The following is a 17462-nucleotide window of genomic DNA, read 5'->3' on the forward strand; positions in this document are numbered from 1 at the left end:
GACGGTCCTTTGCCCGCCTATTCCCATCGACCGGAAACGGGCCGCTCCCGCCTGATCGCCATCGGGCTGATGTGCGGTGCCGTGCTGTGCTTCTCGCTGCTCGATACCAGCGCGAAATGGCTGGCCGGTCATATGGACCCGCTTCAGGTGGTGTTCGCGCGCTATGCCGGCAGCATGATCCTGGTCTCGCTGCTGCTCAACCCCTGGAGCCATCCCGGTATCCTGCGCACCAAGAAGCCCTGGCTGCAGGCGGTCCGTTCGCTGCTGCTGCTCGGTTCGACGGCGCTGAACTTCTTCGCGCTGAAATATCTGCAGCTCGCCGAGACCGTGTCGATCATGTTCGCGACGCCGCTTCTGGTGGCGCTGGTTTCCGGGCCGCTGCTCGGCGAATGGCCCGGGCCGCGCCGGCTCGTCGCGATCGGTGTCGGGTTCATCGGCGTGCTCGTCATCACACGGCCTGGCCTTGGCGGCATGCATCCGGCGGCGCTGCTCTGCATGATCGGCGTCGTCTGCTACGCCTTCTATTCGATCTCGACCCGGCTTCTGGCGGCCTTCGACCCGCCGGAGACGACAATGGTCTATTCCGGCGTCGCGGGAACGGTCGCGCTGCTGCCGCTCATTCCCCTGTTCTGGACCTGGCCGGATGGACCGTTGCCCTGGGCGCTGATGCTGGTGACCGGCGCCATGGGCGGCTTCGGGCATTGGCTGCTGATCCTGGCGCACCGGCTGGCGCCCGCGACGGTGCTGGCGCCGTTCATCTATTCGCAGATCGTCTGGATGGTCACGCTCGGCTATCTCGTCTTCGGGCAGCTACCCGACCGCTGGACCTTCATCGGCGCAGCCATCGTGATCTCGTCGGGACTCTATCTGCTCTATCGCGAGCGGGTCCGGGCCGTGCCCGAGGGCTCGGCCCGGCTCGATTGAGCACTGGCAGGGCTCAGTCCTTCGGCGCCAGCGAAACGCCACTCTGCTGGGCGATCCAGTCGGAGAGCATCGGCACGTAATCATCGCCCCGGCCATTGGCAACGGCGGAGGCATAGGCGTTCTTGACGGCGTTGCCGATCGGGTTCGGGACGCCTGCCGCATTGGCGACGCCTTCGAGATAGCGCACATCCTTCAGCGCGTTGACCAGCGTGAACTTGTGCGCGTCACGGTCGCGCTCCAGCACGTATTTCATGAAGGTCTGATAGAAGCCGCAATCCATCCGGCTGCCGGAGAGCACGCTGTTGAAGGTCTGCGGCGTGATGCCGATCTTCTGGGCCAGAGCGAGCGCCTCGCAATAGATCGCGCCATAGCCCATCGACAGGAAGTTGTTGAGCAGCTTCATCTTGTGGCCGTCGCCGACGGGGCCGAGATGGACGACCTTCTGCGCCCAGGCCTCGCAGGCCGGCTTGATGCGCGCGAAGACCGCATCGCTGGCGCCGATCATGGTCGAGAGCTGGCCCTGAGCGGCCTGTGCCGGTGTGCCGCCGAGCGGTGCGTCGCAGAGATGCAGGCCGTTCGCCTCGAGTTCGGCGGCAAGGCGGATGGTCGAACCGGGATCTGAGGTCGAGCAATCGACCACGATCGTGCCGGGCCTGGCGCCGGCGACGATGCCGTCCGGGCCGTTCAGCACGGACTCGACCTGGGGCGAGCCGGTCACACACAGGAAGATGATCGTCGCCTGCGAGGCCAGTTCCTTCGGTGTCCTGGCCTCGGTTGCACCAGCCGCCACCAGTTCCTCGACCGGCTTGCGGTTGCGGTGGCCCATCACCGTCAGCTGGAAGCCCTTGTCGAGCAGATTGCGGGCCATGCCTTGCCCCATCAGGCCGACGCCGATGAAGCCGATCGACTCTTTCGCGGTGCTCATCTTCAATTTCTCCGACTTATATGAGAAGGACTCGATCAGACGGCCTTTCGCAGGCCGGTTGAAACTCGCGGGACTCTTTCGCTTCCGTCTGAAGAGGGCGTGTCATGACCAGCAACGGCCACACCCCCGAGGCCGGGCCAGCCGGGAAGGCGGGACTGGCTGCGCCGGGCCGTGGGCGGGTGACATTGCAGATCATCGCCGACCATCTCTCGGTGTCGACGGCGACGGTGTCGCTGGCCCTGCGCGGCTCGCCTCTCGTCGCGGACGCGACACGGCTGCGGGTTCAGCAGATCGCGCGCGACATGGGCTACAGCTACAACCGCAGCGCCGCGTCGCTGAGGACCGACCGCACCAATATCCTTGGCGTCGGCTTCCACGACATCACGAATCCCTATTTCGCCGAACTCCTGGCCGCGATCGAGGAAACGGCGACGGCGCATGGCCGCTCGATCCTGCTCGGTACCTATGCGGAGAACCTGGAGCGGCAGGACCGGGTCCTGAACACCCTGAAGGAGTATCGACCCGACGGCATGGTGATCTGTGCCGCAGGCGGCAGCACGGCTGAAACCTTCGGCCATCTGATTGAGGCTGGTGTCCCGCTGGTCCAGCTCTCCCGGGAGATTCCGGGTCTCGACCTCGATTTCGTGGGGTCGGATGATCATCACGGCACCGTGCTGGCGCTGGAGCATCTGATCGGTCTTGGCCACCGGCGCATCGCCTTCCTCGGCGAAAACAACCTGATCTCGACGGGCCGCAACCGGTATCGGGGCTATTGCGAGACGCTCGCCCGGCACGGGATTCCGCTTGATCCTGCGTTGGTCTATGCGTCGATCGGCACCCGCGAGAACGGCCTCAAGGGCATTCAGAAGGTGCTCGATGCGCAGAATCCGCCAACCGCGGCCGTCTGCTTCAATGACCTCATCGCCTTCGGCGCGATGCTCGGCCTGCGTCATCGTGGGCTGGAGGCCGGGGTCGAGTTTTCGCTCGTGGGCTGCGACGACGTCCAGGAAGCGGCGCAGTGGTATCCGGCGCTGACCACGCTGAAGAACTTCCAGGACGAGATGGGCCGCAAATCGGCGGAACTGCTGATCCGGCGCATCGAGAATCCGACTGCGCCGACGCAGCGGATCGTGCTGACGCCGGAGCTCGTCGTGCGGGGCACGACGACACCGCCCAAACGCTAGATCCCGCTCATGGATCATTCGCGGGTTTGGCGTTGAGCGCGCGATAGGCGCGCACGACCTGCGAATCGTCGCGCGCGCCATGGCCGAGGCCCGAGCTCGCCAGGAACATCTGATGTGCAGCGGCGGCGAGCGGCAGTGCTGTCCTGGCGGCGCGGCCGGCATCGAGCACGATCCCGAGATCCTTGACGAAAATGTCGACCGCACTGGCGACGGGGGCATCTTCCAGCAGCATGCGCGGACCGCGATCCCGCAGCATCCAGGACGAGGCAGCCGAGCCACCCATGATCTCGAAGAGAATCTTGCCGTCGATCCCCGCCTTCTCGGCGAGCGAGAGCGCTTCGGCCGCCACCGCGATATGGACGCCGCAGAGCAGTTGGTTGACCGTCTTCACGGTCGCACCCTGCCCGGGCTTCTGGCCGACATGGAAGACCTTGTCGCCCATCGCATCGAGCACGGGCTTTGCCAGTGCGAAACTCTCCTGCGGCGCACCGACCATGATGGTCAGCGTCGCGCCGCGCGCGCCGCTGATGCCGCCGGAGACCGGGGCATCGACGAAGTGACGGCCGGTTTTCGTGACCTCCGTCGCGATCGCCTCGACCTCGCCGGGAGGGCAGGTCGCCATCAGCAGCACGCTCGCGCCGGGCGCGAGTGCCGCCAGGGCGCCGGCCTCGAACAGGACCGAGCGCGCCTGCGCGGCATTGACGACCATCAGGACGAGCGCATCGGCATCTCTTGCGGCCGCCGCGGCGCTCTCGGCAGCGTGGCCTCCGGCTGAAACTAGCGCCTCGCGGGCGCTCTTGCGCATATCGAAGCCAGTGACCCGGAACTGACGCTTCACGAGGTTCTCGGCCATCGGCGCCCCCATGGCGCCGAGCCCGACGAAGGCGATGGATTTGATCTCGTTCACGAACGCAGTCCCTCAAACGCAAACGGGGCCCGGCGGGCCCCGCTGGATTATTCCTTCACGGCTCCGGTCATCGACGAGACGTAATGCTCGACGAAGAAGGAGTAGAGAATGACGACCGGGAGCGAGCCGAGCAGCGCGCCGGCCATCAGCGCCCCCCATTCATAGACGTCCCCGCGCACCAGCTCGGTGAGAACGCCGACAGCGACGGTCTTGTTCTCCGAGGACTGGATGAAGGTGAGCGCGTAGATGAACTCGTTCCAGGAGAGGGTAAAGGCGAAGATGCCGGCCGAGATCAGCCCCGGCACCGCCAGTGGCAGGATGATCTTGACCAGGATCTGCCAGCGGCTGGCGCCGTCGACGAGCGCGCATTCCTCCAGCTCGTAGGGGATCGAGCGGAAATAGCCCATCAGCAGCCAGGTGCAGAACGGCACCAGGAAGGTCGGATAGGTGAAGATCAGCGCGAGCTTGGTGTCGTAGATGCCGAAGCCGAAGATCAGCACGGCGAGCGGGATGAACAGGATCGAGGGAGGTACGAGATAGGCGAGGAAGATCGCCAGCCCGGTGACCCGCGAGCCGCTGAAGCGCAGACGCTCGATCGCATAGGCGGCGAACACGGCGGCGGTGAGCGACAGGATCGTCGATCCGATCGAGACCAAGATCGTGTTGAGCAGCCAGTGCGGATATGTAGTTTCGAACAGCAGATATTTGATGTGGCGCAGCGTAGGCTCGCCCGGCCAGAGCGGGTTGTGGCTCTTGAAATCCGTCAGCTCGTGATTGGGCTTCAGCGCCGTCACGCCCATCCAGTAGAATGGAAACAGCAGCACGAAGATGAAGACGATGAGCGGCAACCAAGTGGTCACCAGCCGACGCGGCAGGTTGGCCATGTAGCTGGTGCCGACGCTTTCGTCGGTGAGCTGAACGCGCGGGGCGGTCGGTTGACTGATGTCGGTCATGGCTGGCGTCCTCAGTCCGCGCCGCCCTGCTGCCATTTCCGCCGCTGCAGGCCGAAATAGCTGAACAGGATCGCTCCGAGCAGGAAGGGGATCATCGCGACTGCGATCGCTGCGCCTTCGCCAAGCTGGCCGCCGGGGATGGCGCGCTGGAAGGAGAGGGTCGCCATCAGGTGAGTGGCGTTGAGCGGGCCGCCGCGGGTCAGCACGTAGATGAGCTGGAAATCGGTGAAGGTGAACAGCACAGAGAAGGTCATCACGACCGCGATGATCGGCGAGAGCAGAGGCAAGGTGATGAAGCGGAAGCGCTGCCAGTTGGTTGCACCGTCGAGCATCGCGGCCTCGTAGAGCGAGGGCGAAATGGTCTGCAGGCCGGCCAGCAGCGAGATCGCGACGAAGGGAATGCCGCGCCAGACATTGGCTGCGATCACCGAGGCGCGCGCATTCGTGGTGTCGCCGAGGAAGTTGATATTGGTCGAGATCAGGCCGAGCTCCTTCAGAGCCCAGGAGATCACCGAGAACTGGGTGTCGAAGATCCACCAGAAGGCGATCGCCGAGAGTACGGTCGGCACCACCCAGGGCAGCAGTACAATGGCGCGGATGAAGGCCTTGAAGGGTAGGTGCTCGTTCAGGAGCAGCGCCAGCCAGAGCCCGAGCGCGAATTTCAGGGCCGAGGCGACGACCGTGTAGAGGATGGTGTTGAAGACCGCGAGCCGGAACACCGAGTCGGTCAGCAGCGACTCGTAATTCTCGAGCCCGATGAAGACGCCCGCCCGGCCGATGCGGGTATCGGTGAAGCCGAGCCAGACGCCGAGGGCCAGCGGCCAGGCGAGGAAGACGATCAGGAAGATCGCCGCGGGCACCATGAACAGGATGCCGAGTCCGTTGCGGCTCTGGCCCAGCCGCGCCAGCATAGAAGGTCTCGCACGCTCCGCCGGCCGCGCGATTGCGGTGTCAGCCATGGTGATCTCTCCCGGATGCAGGGCCGGCGGCTCTTCGCCGCCGGCGGGCGCGGCCGTGGCCGCGCCGTTTCGTTGCAGCGATCAGACGCGATAGTAGCGGTTGATCCGTGCCTCTGCGCGCTTGGCCGCTTCCTCAGGCGTCCGCTGGCCGGTGGCGCCTTCCGCGAACATGTCGACAAGAACGTAGTCGGCCATCACCGCAGCCGAAGCGTAGCCGAGCGGGCCGGAATAGCCGTTCGGGCGCAGTGTCTCAGAGGCCTTCTGATACGGGGTGTGAACCGGATCCGAGGTCCAGACCGGATTATTGGCGTAGGCCTTCAGCGGCTGGCAGCAATAGGCGCTGGCCTGGGTGATCCAGGTCGGCATCTGTTCCTGCTCGTACATGAACTGGAGATAGGCCTGTGCCGCCTGCGGGAACTTGGTGTGCTTGAAGATCACGCAGGTGGTGGTCTGGTGCAATTCGACCGACTGGCCCACCGGGCCGATCGGCATGTTCGCCGACCTCATGTCCTTGGCCATGTCGGCGAGCTTGGGGTCGTTCTTCGCGGAGTAATAGAGCGAGACGCCGTTGGCGGTGACCGAAACCTCACCGGCCAGGAAGGCGCGGTTGTTGTTGATGTCGAGCCAGCTTTCCGTGCCCGGGATGAAGGTCTTGTAGAGCTCGGCGGCGTATTTGATGGCCGCGATCGTCTCGGGGCTGTTGATCGCGACCTTGCCGGCATCATCGACGGTTCGGCCACCATGGCTCCAGAGCAGCCAGTGGCAGAAGTTGTTGCCGTCGCCGACACCCTTTCCGAGGGTGAAGCCGGCGGGGTGCCCCTTGGCCTTCAGCGCCTTGCAGAGATCGAGGAAGGCGTCGGTCTTGGTCGGGAAGGTCGAGTGGCCGGCTTCCTTGACCCAGCTGTCGCGATAAAGCACGGCGTTTGCGATGGCAGCCAGCGGCAGGCCGATGAACTTGCCGTCCTTCTTGGCGTAACCTTCAAGGCCGGGATACCAGCCGCCATATTTGCCGCCGAGATAATTGCCGAGCTCGGTGACGTCGAGCAGCTTGTCGGGATACTGGAAGGCATCGTCGAACCAGACGAGCACGATGTCGGGGCCTGCGCCGACATTGGCGGCGACGGCGGCCTTCGGACGAATATCTTCCCAGCCTTCCTTGTCGACCCGGATCTGAACGCCGGTCGCATCCGTGAACTTCTTGGTATTGGCGAGCCAGGCGTCTTCCTCACCCTTGACGAAGGGGGCCCAGCGCAGCACGCGCAGTTGAGCGCCTGGTTCGGGGGTGAATTTTGGAGCGGCCGCCTGGGCGAAGGCGGGGGCGGTCCCCAAGTGCCCCATCAGGCCGGCGCCCGCAGCCACGCCGGCGCTGCCCAGCAGCATATCGCGTCTTGAAATCGTCATTGGTTGTTCCTTCCCGGAAAGAAGGGACCTTTTTTATGTGGCCTGCGACCCGTCCCTGGAAGTCATCGCCGGCTCTTTTGGCTGCGCCAGGCCAGCCGGTGTCCGTGCTGGCCTGTCGTAACGTCATGTCATGCGGGCCAAGGCGCAATCAGGCGCGGGCCTCCGCAGCAGTCAGAAGCTCAGATACGCTTGCCGGTGGCGGCGTCGAACAGATGCGTGACGCTGGTGTCCGGCGTGATGCCAATGGTCTCGCCGGGCTTGGCCGTGATGCGTTCGCGGAAGACGCAGGTCAGTTCCTGCCCGCCGCAGCGCACGACGACCTGCGTCTCGGAGCCGGTCGGTTCGATGACCACGACCTCGGCCTTGAGGCCGTTGGGGTTGAGTTGGAGGTGCTCCGGACGGATGCCGAAAACCGCGGCCTTGCCGTTCGAGTCAGCCGGATGCTGCCCGATGGGCCAGATCACGCCGCCCTCGGTCTCGAACCCGGCCGCGGTGATCTTGCCCTTGAGGAAGTTCATCGACGGCGAGCCGATGAAGCCCGCGACGAAAAGGTTGTTCGGCCGGTCGTAGAGGTCGAGCGGAGCGCCCATCTGCTCGACGATGCCGTCATGCATCACGACGATCTTGTCGGCCATGGTCATGGCCTCGATCTGGTCGTGCGTGACATAGACCGTCGTGGTCTTGAGACGCTGATGCAGTTCCTTGATCTCGGTGCGCATCTGCACGCGCAGCTTGGCGTCGAGATTCGAAAGCGGCTCGTCGAAGAGGAAGACCTGCGGATCGCGCACGATCGCGCGGCCCATGGCGACACGCTGGCGCTGACCGCCCGAAAGCTGGCGCGGATAGCGGTCGAGCAGCTTGTTGAGGCCGAGAATGCCGGCAGCCTTGTTGACGCGCTCGTCGATCTCGGCCTTGGGGGCATTCCGCAGCTTCATCGAGAAGGCCATGTTGTCGGCCACTGTCATGTGCGGATAGAGCGCGTAATTCTGGAACACCATGGCGATGTCGCGCTCTTTCGGCGGCACGTCGTTGACGACGCGCGGGCCGATGCGGATCTCGCCTCCGGAAATATTCTCCAGCCCGGCGATCATGCGCAGAAGGGTCGATTTTCCGCAGCCGGAGGGGCCGACGAGAATAACGAACTCGCCATCGTTGATGTCGATATCGACGCCATGGATGACCTGCGTCGAGCCGTAAGCCTTGCGCACATCAGCGATCTGGACTGAGGCCATCTGAACCCTCTCCCGGACTTAAGTTTCCTCTGGGGTCCGGTATCGTCCCGTGTCCGGGCACTCCGCACCGCCGCTGCTGTCGGCTTCTCGTGACCGACCGACGAAAAGCGCCGCAGACCAGGCAGTGCCTGTTGCGCCGGGTTTCATCTACGATAAAGTCATACGATACGGACAGGCGTGTCAAGCGCCGGAATCGCTCCAATGAAACCGCCTTCCGGCGGCTTGGGCGCGATTGAAAACGGGTGAGGACGCCAGCAGATGCGGGTGCGCGACTTTTCGCGGCCGACGACCCTGAATCCCGACCGCCTGTTCGGGCAGGTGGCTCAGAAGCTCGCGGTCGCGATCATTTCAGGGACGTTCAAAGCCGGCGAGCTGTTGCCGAACGAAGCCGATCTGAAATCCGAAATCTCGGTCTCGCGCACCGCCTATCGCGAAGCTGTGAAGTACCTGACGGCGAAGGGGCTGGTCGAGGCGCGCCCGAAGAGCGGCACGCGGGTAGCGCCGCGCGACGGCTGGAACCTGCTCGATCCCGACGTGCTGTCCTGGCATTTCGAGGCCGACCCGAACGAGAAATTCATCCGCGACCTGTTCGAGTTGCGCAGTTTTGTCGAGCCGAGCGCAGCGCGCCTTGCGGCCCTGCGGCGTACGCCCGCCGATCTCGTACGAATCCAGGCGGGTTATCACGGCATGATCGACAACCCGCCCTATGCCGAGGCAACCATTCGTGCCGACCTGGCTTTCCACGAGGCGATCCTCGCTGCCGCGCAGAATTCGACGCTGCAATGTCTGGCAAGCGTCGTCTCGGCGACGATCCAATGGTCGCTGCTGCTGAAGTCGGGAGACGATCAGGGGTTCTATGTCACGTCGCTGTTCGATCACGAGCGGGTGCTGGATGCGATCATCCAGCGGGACGGCGATCTCGCCGCGGCCCGGATGAGTGCGCTGGTAACGGACAGCCTGAACACCACGCTCACCTTCCTGGCATGGGCCGGACAGCAGAGCACCCCGAAAATCGCCTGAATAAGTCATACTACATATGACAACGACGCGCTTTTCTCGCTCTGCAGCCCGTGTAGTACTGCTCTGCCGATGCCGCGTGGCGGAGGCCTTGAGGTTTCGCGATCTAATCGTTTTAAAGAATTGAAATCAAGCCAGCCGCTCTGACACTCACGCCCGACGAAAGTTCACGATATGACCGACATCATCATGACCGGCCCGCTGATGGCCTATGCTGCCGACCAGTTGAAGGCCCGTTTCACGGTGCATGAACTCTGGAAGGCAGAGGACCGGACCGCCATGCTGAAGGAGATCGGCGGCAAGGTTCGTGGCGTCGCCGGGGGCGGCGCGCATGTCAGGATCGATGGCACGCTGTTCGACGCCCTGCCGAAACTGGAGATCGTTGCCAATTTCGGCGTCGGTTACGACACCGTCGATGCCAAGGAAGCCGGCAAGCGCGGGCTGATCGTCACCAATACTCCGGACGTGCTGACCGATGAGGTTGCGGACTTGGCACTCGGCCTGCTGCTCGCGACGGTGCGCCAGCTGCCGCAGGTCGACCGGTACCTGCGCGCCGGCAAGTGGCTGGAGAAGGCCTATCCGCTGACGACCTCGCTGCGGACCCGCAAGGTCGGCATCGTTGGGCTCGGCCGAATCGGCAAGGCCGTGGCGCAGCGTATCGAGGCCTTCGGCCTGCCGGTCAGCTATCATGGCCGCACCCGCCAGGCGGATGTGTCCTATCGCTACTATCCTTCGCTGATCGAGATGGCGGCCGATGTCGACACCCTGATCTCGGTTGCGCCTGGCGGCGCTGCGACTCATCACATGATCAATGCCGACGTCCTGAAGGCGCTCGGCCCCAATGGCATCGTCATCAATGTCGGCCGCGGTTCGGTGGTCGACGAACAGGCGTTGATCGAGGCGCTCAAGAACAAGGTCATCCTTTCGGCCGGCCTGGACGTCTTCGAGGACGAGCCGCGCGTGCCGGCCGAACTGATCGCGATGGATCATGTGGTGCTGTTGCCGCATGTCGGATCGGCATCGGTGCATACGCGTGAACAGATGGGCCAGCTTCTGGTCGACAACCTGGTTTCATGGTTCGATGGCAGGGGTCCTCTGACGCCGGTTGCCGAGACACCATGGAAGAAAGCCTGAGACACCACGTTTTGGTTCAGATGAGGCGCGGATGCCTGCCGCTTGTGGCGGGCGTCCTTTTCGCGGGGCCCGTACAGGCGCAGAAGCCGCCGCTTCCGAAGGGAGCGGAGACCGCGCCTGACACCGTTCGCCCCATGATCGGTGCCTGGAACCTCGAACAGGTCGGCGCGCCGCGCCAATGCACCATTACCCTTGGAGCGGAACAGTCGGGACAGGGGCGGCAATTGCGCTTCCCTGCCACCTGCCGCCGCGCATTGCCCATTATCGGGCAGATTGTGTCCTGGAGTGTGGCTGAGGGGGGCGGGCTGCGCCTGAATGACGAGGCCGGCAAGGCCGTGATCACGCTCAGCAAGTCCGGCGCCGGCCTGAATGGCAAGGGCACGGACGGGCAGGACTATCTGCTGGATCCGAAGGATCATCCACGCAGCGCGCGTCCAGTGCCTCCGAGCGCGGCAGAGCGCGCCGCGACCGCTGCGGCCCGGCCGACCGTTGTCGACCCTGCGGGCGCGCCTGCCACCGACGCCGTGCCCGGCCGCTATGTCACGATGCGCCAGCAGAACCGCGAGGGATGTCGCCTCATGCTTGCGGCCGGCCCCGCAAATTCTCCGGGTGGCGCTCCCGCCCGTTTCGACGGGCGCTGCGACGATACTGGCTTGACGATCTTCGATCCCGTCGGTTGGCGCTATGCGGCCGGGCGCCTTTCGCTGGTTGCACGCAAGGGGCACAGCGTCGATCTCGTCTTCGAGAACGGCCAATGGCGCAAGGACCCTGCGGTGGGCGCACCGCTGATGCTGCGCAAGCTCGCGCCCTAAGCATCGGCCCGAAAAGTGGATCGCGGTTTTCGGGAAAGCCGATGCAAACACAAAGGTGAGATCATCGGGCTGGATACGATATCCCGTCAGATGATCTGGCAGCGCTCAGACCGCCACGACGCGCTCGGGCTCGGCGGCGTCGTAATCGGCTTCCTTGGCGAGGATGCGCTGCATGCGACGCTCGTCGAGCGAATTTTCCCATTTCGCCACGACGATCGTCGCGACGCCATTGCCGATCAGATTGGTGAGGGCGCGCGCCTCCGACATGAAGCGGTCGACGCCGAGGATCAGGGCGATCGACGCCACGGGAATAGTGCCGACCGAGGCCAGTGTTGCGGCGAGTACGATGAAGCCGGAGCCCGTGACGCCGGCCGCGCCTTTCGAGGTCAGCAGCAGCACGGCGATGATGCCGATCTCCTGCGACAGGCTCAGCTCGGTATTGGTTGCCTGGGCGAGAAAGATCGCGGCCATCGTCAGATAGATGCAGGTGCCGTCGAGGTTGAAGGAATAGCCGGTGGGGATGACCAGGCCGACGACATTCTCCTTGCAGCCGAGATAGCTCATCTTGGCGATCATCCGTGGCAGGACGCTCTCGGAGGAGGAGGTGCCGAGCACGATCAGCAGCTCTTCCTTGATATAGGCGATGAACTTCACGATGCTGAAGCCATGCAGCCGGGCGATCGTGCCGAGCACGAGGAAAATGAAGATGAGGCAGGTCGTGTAGAAGGCGGCCATGAAGCTGCCCAGCGACAGCAGCGTGCCGATGCCGAATTTTCCGATCGTGAAGGCCATCGCGCCGAAAGCACCGATCGGTGCCGCCTTCATGATGATGCCGACGATCTTGAAGAAGACCTGGGCGATATCGTCGACGAAGTGCAGGACCGGCTTGCCGCGTTCGCCGAGCATCTGCAGACCAAAGGCAAAGAGCAGGGCGAAGAACAGCACCTGCAAGATTTCGCCGGTTGCGAAGGCACCGACCACTGTCGCCGGGATGATGTCCATCAGGAAGCCGATGGTACTCTGCTCCTTCGCCTTGGCCGTGAACGCGGTGATTGAGCTGGTGTCGAGCCCGCCGACATCGACACTCATGCCGACTCCGGGTTTCCAGAGATTGATCACGATGAGCCCGACGATGAGCGCAAGCGTCGTCACCACCTCGAAATAGAGCAGTGCCTTCACGCCGACGCGGCCGACCTTCTTCATGTCGTCCATCGACGCGACGCCGTGCACGACGGTGAGAAAGATGATCGGCGCGATGATCATCTTGATGGCCTTGATGAAGGCGTCGCCGAGCGGCTTCATCGCCTCGCCGGTATGCGGATAGAAATGCCCGACGAGCACCCCGATCGCGATGGCGGTCAGCACCTGGACGTAGAGATGCGTCCACCAGGGACCCTGATGACCGCGCGTGATCGCAGCTGTCGACATGGGCAGTCCCTCGAGACGCGCACTTGGCTGCGTGCGCGCTCCCGAAAATGCTACGCTTGTCTTGGCTCCCCGACAAGCGAAACGCGGCGCTGCCGTGGGGGGCGGCGCCGCGTCCTGTGCCGCGATCGCGGAGGTTACTCGGCCGCCTCGACCTTCAGCACGCCGCGACGGATCTGGTCCTCTTCGATCGACTCGAACAGGGCGCGGAAGTTGCCCTCGCCGAAGCCGTCATCGCCCTTGCGCTGGATGAACTCGAAGAAGATCGGCCCGAGCACCGTGCCGGAGAAGATCTGGAGCAGGACCTTGCTCATCCGGCCCTCCTTGGAGCCGACCGCAACCGCACCCTCGCCGTCGATCAGGATGCCGTTGGCCTTCAGCCGCTCGACCGGTTCGCCATGGCCGGGAACGCGCGCCTCGACGCGCTCATAATAGGTTGCCGGCGGCGCCGGCATGAAGGGCAGGGCGTTGCGGCGCAGCTGCTCGACGGTGGCGTAAATGTCGTGGGCTCCGAGCGCGACGTGCTGGATACCCTCGCCCTTGTACTGGCGCAGGTACTCCTCGATCTGGCTCTTGTCGTCGAGCGACTCGTTGATCGGGATGCGGATCTTGCCGCAGGGCGAGGTCAAGGCGCGCGAGATCAGGCCTGTGAGCTTGCCCTCGATATTGAAGAAGCGGATCTCGCGGAAGTTGAAGAGTTTGCCATACCAGCCCGCCCAATGGTCCATGCGGCCGCGATGGACGTTGTGGGTGAGGTGGTCGAGGTAATAGAGACCAGCCTGCTCCGGGTGCGGATCCGGCTCGTCGATCCACTCGAAATCGACATCCCAGATCGAGCCCTTCGCGCCATAACGCTCGACGAAATACAGGATCGAGCCGCCAATGCCCTTCACGGCGGGAATTTGCATCTCGCCGGGGCCGACCTTGCTTTCATAGGGCTCGGCGCCAAGCGACACGGCGCGCTCGAAAGCATGCCTGGCATCGACGACGCGGAAGGCCATGGCGCAAGCGCAGGGGCCGTGCTCGGCCGCAAAGCGCTGGGCAAAGGAATCCGGCTCGGCATTGACGACGAAATTCACGTCACCCTGACGGTACAGCGTGACCTTCTTGGAGCGATGCCGGGCGACGGCGGTGAAGCCCATCTGCTGGAAGAGCGGGCCGAGCTTCTCTGGCTCGGGATGGGCGTATTCGACGAACTCGAATCCGTCCGTTCCCATCGGATTGACCTCGGAAATAGCGGGAGGGGCGGTGTCGTGCGGAAATGGACCCATGGCGTTCTCCTCTCGATGGGATTGCCGACATGGTCGCGCACGGCGAAGGCAAGGAGCTTGCAAAATGCCGCGTCATGGCGCGAGATCCGCACAACTTGTGCAGGGAGGTCACCAACGGTGCGTGATGTGAGCGGTCTCGATTCCTTCGACTGGCGCTTGATCGATGCGCTCCAGCAGGATGCCTCCCTGACGAATGGCGCGCTGGCCGAGAAGGTCGGGTTGTCGGCGAGCCAGATTTCCCGCCGGCGCCAACGGCTCGAGGAGGAGGGGACGATCCGCGGCTACCGCGCGCTGATCGATCCGGCAGCCGTCGGGCTCGGCGTGACCGTCTTCATCCATGTCGCGCTGAACACTCATTCGCGTGACAATGCCCGCCGCTTTCGCGATCTCGTCAGGCTGACTCCCGCGATCCTGGAGGCGCATGCCCTGACGGGTGAGGCGGATTATCTGCTCAAGGTTGCGGTCGGCGACCTCAAGGAGCTCTCGCGCTTCGTCAACGAGATCCTGATGCCGCATGAAAGCGTCGCGCGGGTCCGCTCGGAAATCGCGCTCGAGACGTTGAAGGAGCCGGGGCTCCTGCCGTTGCCTTCGTCATGATCGCGTCAAGGTTCCCTTCCATGCGGGGCGGCTTGTGAAGCCCGTGACCCGGGTGCAGGTTACGCCGCCGCTTTGCGGTGAATGGCCTAAACGAGGGAGCCTCTCGATGTTCAACGCAAAATCTCTGCTGGACGCGCTGGTCAGCGCCGGCAATCAAGCCGGTCAGCAGGCCGGCCAGTCCGGGGGGCTCGGCGGAATGCTGGGCAATCTGGCGCAACAGGTTCAGCAGGCCGGTGGTTCGGGTGGCATTGGCGGCCTCGTCGGCAGCGTGCTCGGCCAGGCGACGCAGGGCATGCAGGATGCCGCGCGCCAGACAGGGCTGGAGCAGAAGGCGAGCGACGTTCTCGGCCAGGTCTCCGGCGGCAAGACGCCCGACCAGTTGCTGGAACAGGCCAAGGGGATGTTCAGCAGCAATCCGGCCGTGGCGACTGCGGTGCTCGGCGGCCTCGGCGCCTTGCTCTTCGGTTCCTCGACAGGGCGTTCGGTTGCCGGCTCTGCGGCGAAACTCGGCGGCCTCGCGCTGATCGGCGGCCTCGCCTACAAGGCCTACCAGAACCATCAAGCCGGCAAACCCCTGCTCGATCTGAAGCGTCAGGAGGTTCTGCCGGCACCAGTCGGGACCGGTTTCGAGCCGGAGGCCGCAAGCGAGGCAACGGCCCTGATCTTCATCCGGGCGATGATCGCAGCCGCTGCCGCCGACGGTCATATCGACACCGAGGAGCGCAATGCCATTCTCGGCGGCCTGCGCGACGCCGGTTTCGATCCCGAAGCCAATGCCTGGCTCGCCCATGAAATGGCCAATCCGGCTTCGGTCGATGTCCTCGCCGAAGCGGCGGAAACGCCGGAACTCGCGGCGCAGATCTACACGGCGGCTCGCATCGCCATCAATCCTGATACGCCCGCGGAGAAGGACTTCCTCGCCGGGCTTGCGGGCTCGGTCGGGCTCGATGCCGAACTGGTCGCCAATATCGACGCGGCCGCGAGCGCGGCGAAAGCCTGACGCCGTTCCAATCGGCGCGATCAGGGTGCGCGGCGCGCACCCTGATCGTCTTCGAAGACCGGTCGGAAGAACGAGCGTTCATAGCTGATGATGAAGCGGTGCTTCTCGTTCATCGCCACGGCCGCCAGGCATTCCTCGTCCCTGAACGAGGCGGTGCGATACTCCTCATAGGCCGCAAGCGACGGAAAGCTGAACATCGCCAATGCGACGTTCGACGTGCCTTCCGAGGGCATGAAATAGCCGTGATGCTTGCCGCCGAATTTCTCGACCAGCCTGATCCAGAGCTTGCCATAGGCCTCGAAGGCCGGCAGCTGGTAGGGATCGACGATATAGCTCAAATGGCAGGTGATCATCGTCATGCTGCCTTCGCGTTGGCGAGGAAGCTCTTCATCCGCTCCAGCGCGCGTTCGATGTTCTCCAGCGAGTTGGCATAGGACAGGCGGATATAGCCTTCGCCATGGATGCCGAAATCGGGCCCGCCGATCGTCGCGACACCCGCATCCTCGAGCAGGGCGGAGGCCAGTTTCTTCGCCTTCCACCCGGTCTTCGAGATATTCGGGAAGGCGTAGAAGGCGCCTTTCGGCACGGCGCAGGACACATCGGGCAAGGCGTTCAAGCCGGCGACCACCGCCTTCCGGCGCCGATCGAACTCTGCGACCATGGCATGCACCGCGTCCTGCGGGCCGGTGAGCGCGGCGAGCCCCGCCCATTGCGCCGGGGCGTTGACGCAGGAATGCGAATTGACCGCGAGCTTGCGGGCATTGTCGTAGAGCGGCTTCGGCCAGACCGAGAACCCCATGCGCCAGCCGGTCATGGCATAGGTCTTGGACCAGCCATTGAGCAGGATCAGCCGGTCGCGAATTTCGGGATAGCTCAGCAGGCAGACGTGCTTCTCGCCGTCATAGAGCATCTGGTCGTAGATCTCGTCCGACATCACCGCGACATCGGGGAAGCGGCTGAGCCCGGCGACGAGCTTGTCGACCTCGGCCTTCGGCGTGACGCCGCCGGTCGGGTTTGCCGGCGAATTGACGATCAGCAGCCGGGTTTTGGGCGTGATCAGCGAGAGCGTCTCCTCGGCCGAGAAGGCAAAGCCGTTCTCCTCGCGGATCGGTACCGGGATCGGGGTCGCGCCGGTGAACTCGATCATCGAGCGATAGATCGGGAAGCCGGGATCGGGATAAAGGATCTCGGCGCCGGGCTCGCCGAACATCAGGATCGCCATGAACATGGTGACCTTGCCGCCCGGCACGATCATCACCTCTTCCGGCGAGACGTCGACCGAGAAGCGCTTGTGCAGGTCGGCGGCGACCGCCTCGCGCAGCGGCAGGATGCCATTGGCCGGCGTATAGCCGTGATGGCCGTCGCGCAGCGCCTTCACCGCGGCCTCGACGATGTGGTCGGGCGTCGGGAAATCGGGCTGGCCGATGCCGAGATTGATGATGTCCTTGCCCTTGCGCTGCAGCTCGGTCGCTCGTGCCAGCACGGCGAAAGCGTTTTCCTCGCCGATCCGGGCGAAGGAGGAGACGGTCTGCAGCGTCATGGTGCGTTTTCCTCTGCAAGCTCTCGACGAGGCGGCCCTGTCGTGGGCCTTGCGCTGTCGTGGTGCGCTGTCTTGGCCGGAAACGCAGCGGCGATGCAAGCCCGCCGTCTGCACCGGCCGCCGGGCGCCCGCGCATTTGGAACACTTGCAAACTGCAGGGCGGCGACCTTTCCTGCGCAGC

General features: G+C 64.4%; 17 protein-coding genes. 7 read left to right on the plus strand and 10 right to left on the minus strand.

Annotation, left to right across the window (positions count from 1 at the left end; genetic code table 11):
* Positions 1-9: 9 nt before the first annotated feature.
* On the plus strand, positions 10-924 hold the full coding sequence (locus AC1DW9_RS22185) for a DMT family transporter (protein WP_441505787.1): 915 nt from the start codon (positions 10-12) through the stop codon (positions 922-924).
* 13 nt (positions 925-937) lie between these two features.
* Here AC1DW9_RS22185 and AC1DW9_RS22190 read toward each other — a convergent pair whose 3' ends face one another.
* Positions 938-1855, minus strand: coding sequence for an NAD(P)-dependent oxidoreductase (locus tag AC1DW9_RS22190; RefSeq protein ID WP_476775533.1), 918 nt, complete (start codon positions 1853-1855; stop codon positions 938-940).
* 98 nt (positions 1856-1953) lie between these two features.
* Here AC1DW9_RS22190 and AC1DW9_RS22195 point away from each other — a divergent pair, with 98 nt between their 5' ends.
* The gene (locus tag AC1DW9_RS22195) at positions 1954-3033 is read left to right on the plus strand and encodes a LacI family DNA-binding transcriptional regulator (RefSeq protein ID WP_441505785.1); all 1080 of its coding nucleotides are present in this window, start codon (positions 1954-1956) and stop codon (positions 3031-3033) included.
* Positions 3034-3040: 7 nt separating this feature from the next.
* Here AC1DW9_RS22195 and AC1DW9_RS22200 read toward each other — a convergent pair whose 3' ends face one another.
* From AC1DW9_RS22200 to AC1DW9_RS22220, 5 genes are all read right to left on the minus strand, one after another.
* On the minus strand, positions 3041-3940 hold the full coding sequence (locus tag AC1DW9_RS22200; RefSeq protein ID WP_441505784.1) for an NAD(P)-dependent oxidoreductase: 900 nt from the start codon (positions 3938-3940) through the stop codon (positions 3041-3043).
* 47 nt (positions 3941-3987) lie between these two features.
* Positions 3988-4893 carry a carbohydrate ABC transporter permease gene (locus tag AC1DW9_RS22205; protein WP_441505783.1) on the minus strand — a complete coding sequence of 302 codons (906 nt, stop codon included), beginning with the start codon at positions 4891-4893 and terminating at the stop codon, positions 3988-3990.
* Between the two features lie 11 nt (positions 4894-4904).
* Positions 4905-5804: a carbohydrate ABC transporter permease gene (locus tag AC1DW9_RS22210; RefSeq protein ID WP_441492533.1), complete on the minus strand. Its 900-nt coding sequence runs from the start codon at positions 5802-5804 to the stop codon at positions 4905-4907.
* Between the two features lie 129 nt (positions 5805-5933).
* Entirely contained in the window at positions 5934-7253 is a 1320-nt protein-coding gene (locus AC1DW9_RS22215; RefSeq protein WP_441492451.1) for an ABC transporter substrate-binding protein, read from the minus strand.
* A gap of 179 nt (positions 7254-7432) precedes the next feature.
* Positions 7433-8485 carry an ABC transporter ATP-binding protein gene (locus AC1DW9_RS22220; protein ID WP_069878780.1) on the minus strand — a complete coding sequence of 351 codons (1053 nt, stop codon included), beginning with the start codon at positions 8483-8485 and terminating at the stop codon, positions 7433-7435.
* Between the two features lie 258 nt (positions 8486-8743).
* On the opposite strand from AC1DW9_RS22220, the gene AC1DW9_RS22225 reads away from it, so the two are divergent.
* From AC1DW9_RS22225 to AC1DW9_RS22235, 3 genes are all read left to right on the plus strand, one after another.
* On the plus strand, positions 8744-9505 hold the full coding sequence (locus AC1DW9_RS22225; RefSeq protein WP_441505782.1) for a FadR/GntR family transcriptional regulator: 762 nt from the start codon (positions 8744-8746) through the stop codon (positions 9503-9505).
* A gap of 171 nt (positions 9506-9676) precedes the next feature.
* Complete coding sequence (locus AC1DW9_RS22230) at positions 9677-10636, plus strand: 2-hydroxyacid dehydrogenase (protein WP_441505781.1); 960 nt, start codon at positions 9677-9679, stop codon at positions 10634-10636.
* 134 nt (positions 10637-10770) lie between these two features.
* On the plus strand, positions 10771-11448 hold the full coding sequence (locus AC1DW9_RS22235) for an AprI/Inh family metalloprotease inhibitor (RefSeq protein ID WP_441492454.1): 678 nt from the start codon (positions 10771-10773) through the stop codon (positions 11446-11448).
* Between the two features lie 105 nt (positions 11449-11553).
* Here the strand turns inward: AC1DW9_RS22235 and AC1DW9_RS22240 are convergent, their stop codons facing one another.
* Positions 11554-12876 carry a dicarboxylate/amino acid:cation symporter gene (locus AC1DW9_RS22240; RefSeq protein WP_441492455.1) on the minus strand — a complete coding sequence of 441 codons (1323 nt, stop codon included), beginning with the start codon at positions 12874-12876 and terminating at the stop codon, positions 11554-11556.
* 134 nt (positions 12877-13010) lie between these two features.
* Positions 13011-14144: a 4-hydroxyphenylpyruvate dioxygenase gene (gene hppD / locus AC1DW9_RS22245; protein ID WP_441505780.1), complete on the minus strand. Its 1134-nt coding sequence runs from the start codon at positions 14142-14144 to the stop codon at positions 13011-13013.
* A 117-nt stretch (positions 14145-14261) separates the two neighbouring features.
* Here hppD and AC1DW9_RS22250 point away from each other — a divergent pair, with 117 nt between their 5' ends.
* Both AC1DW9_RS22250 and AC1DW9_RS22255 read left to right on the plus strand, forming a co-directional pair.
* A complete protein-coding gene (locus tag AC1DW9_RS22250) occupies positions 14262-14741 on the plus strand; it encodes an Lrp/AsnC family transcriptional regulator (RefSeq protein ID WP_441505779.1) in 480 nt (159 codons plus the stop codon).
* 106 nt (positions 14742-14847) lie between these two features.
* Complete coding sequence (locus tag AC1DW9_RS22255; protein ID WP_476775530.1) at positions 14848-15741, plus strand: tellurite resistance TerB family protein; 894 nt, start codon at positions 14848-14850, stop codon at positions 15739-15741.
* A gap of 20 nt (positions 15742-15761) precedes the next feature.
* Here AC1DW9_RS22255 and AC1DW9_RS22260 read toward each other — a convergent pair whose 3' ends face one another.
* Complete coding sequence (locus AC1DW9_RS22260; RefSeq protein ID WP_441505815.1) at positions 15762-16094, minus strand: NIPSNAP family protein; 333 nt, start codon at positions 16092-16094, stop codon at positions 15762-15764.
* A 2-nt stretch (positions 16095-16096) separates the two neighbouring features.
* A complete protein-coding gene (locus tag AC1DW9_RS22265; RefSeq protein WP_476775529.1) occupies positions 16097-17281 on the minus strand; it encodes a pyridoxal phosphate-dependent aminotransferase in 1185 nt (394 codons plus the stop codon).
* Between the last annotated feature and the right edge of the window lie 181 nt (positions 17282-17462).

It is taken from the genome of Allobosea sp. P4_E12 (genome assembly GCF_056401655.1).

Coding starts and splice junctions, on each gene's coding strand:
- hppD (WP_441505780.1), bottom strand. CDS start 14,144: ATGGGTCCATTTCCGCACGACACCGCCCCTCCCGCTATTTCCGAGGTC.
- AC1DW9_RS22225 (WP_441505782.1), top strand. CDS start 8,744: ATGCGGGTGCGCGACTTTTCGCGGCCGACGACCCTGAATCCCGACCGC.
- AC1DW9_RS22230 (WP_441505781.1), top strand. CDS start 9,677: ATGACCGACATCATCATGACCGGCCCGCTGATGGCCTATGCTGCCGAC.
- AC1DW9_RS22220 (WP_069878780.1), bottom strand. CDS start 8,485: ATGGCCTCAGTCCAGATCGCTGATGTGCGCAAGGCTTACGGCTCGACG.
- AC1DW9_RS22195 (WP_441505785.1), top strand. CDS start 1,954: ATGACCAGCAACGGCCACACCCCCGAGGCCGGGCCAGCCGGGAAGGCG.
- AC1DW9_RS22235 (WP_441492454.1), top strand. CDS start 10,771: ATGATCGGTGCCTGGAACCTCGAACAGGTCGGCGCGCCGCGCCAATGC.
- AC1DW9_RS22205 (WP_441505783.1), bottom strand. CDS start 4,893: ATGACCGACATCAGTCAACCGACCGCCCCGCGCGTTCAGCTCACCGAC.
- AC1DW9_RS22265 (WP_476775529.1), bottom strand. CDS start 17,281: ATGACGCTGCAGACCGTCTCCTCCTTCGCCCGGATCGGCGAGGAAAAC.
- AC1DW9_RS22215 (WP_441492451.1), bottom strand. CDS start 7,253: ATGACGATTTCAAGACGCGATATGCTGCTGGGCAGCGCCGGCGTGGCT.
- AC1DW9_RS22210 (WP_441492533.1), bottom strand. CDS start 5,804: ATGCTGGCGCGGCTGGGCCAGAGCCGCAACGGACTCGGCATCCTGTTC.
- AC1DW9_RS22240 (WP_441492455.1), bottom strand. CDS start 12,876: ATGTCGACAGCTGCGATCACGCGCGGTCATCAGGGTCCCTGGTGGACG.
- AC1DW9_RS22255 (WP_476775530.1), top strand. CDS start 14,848: ATGTTCAACGCAAAATCTCTGCTGGACGCGCTGGTCAGCGCCGGCAAT.
- AC1DW9_RS22260 (WP_441505815.1), bottom strand. CDS start 16,094: ATGATCACCTGCCATTTGAGCTATATCGTCGATCCCTACCAGCTGCCG.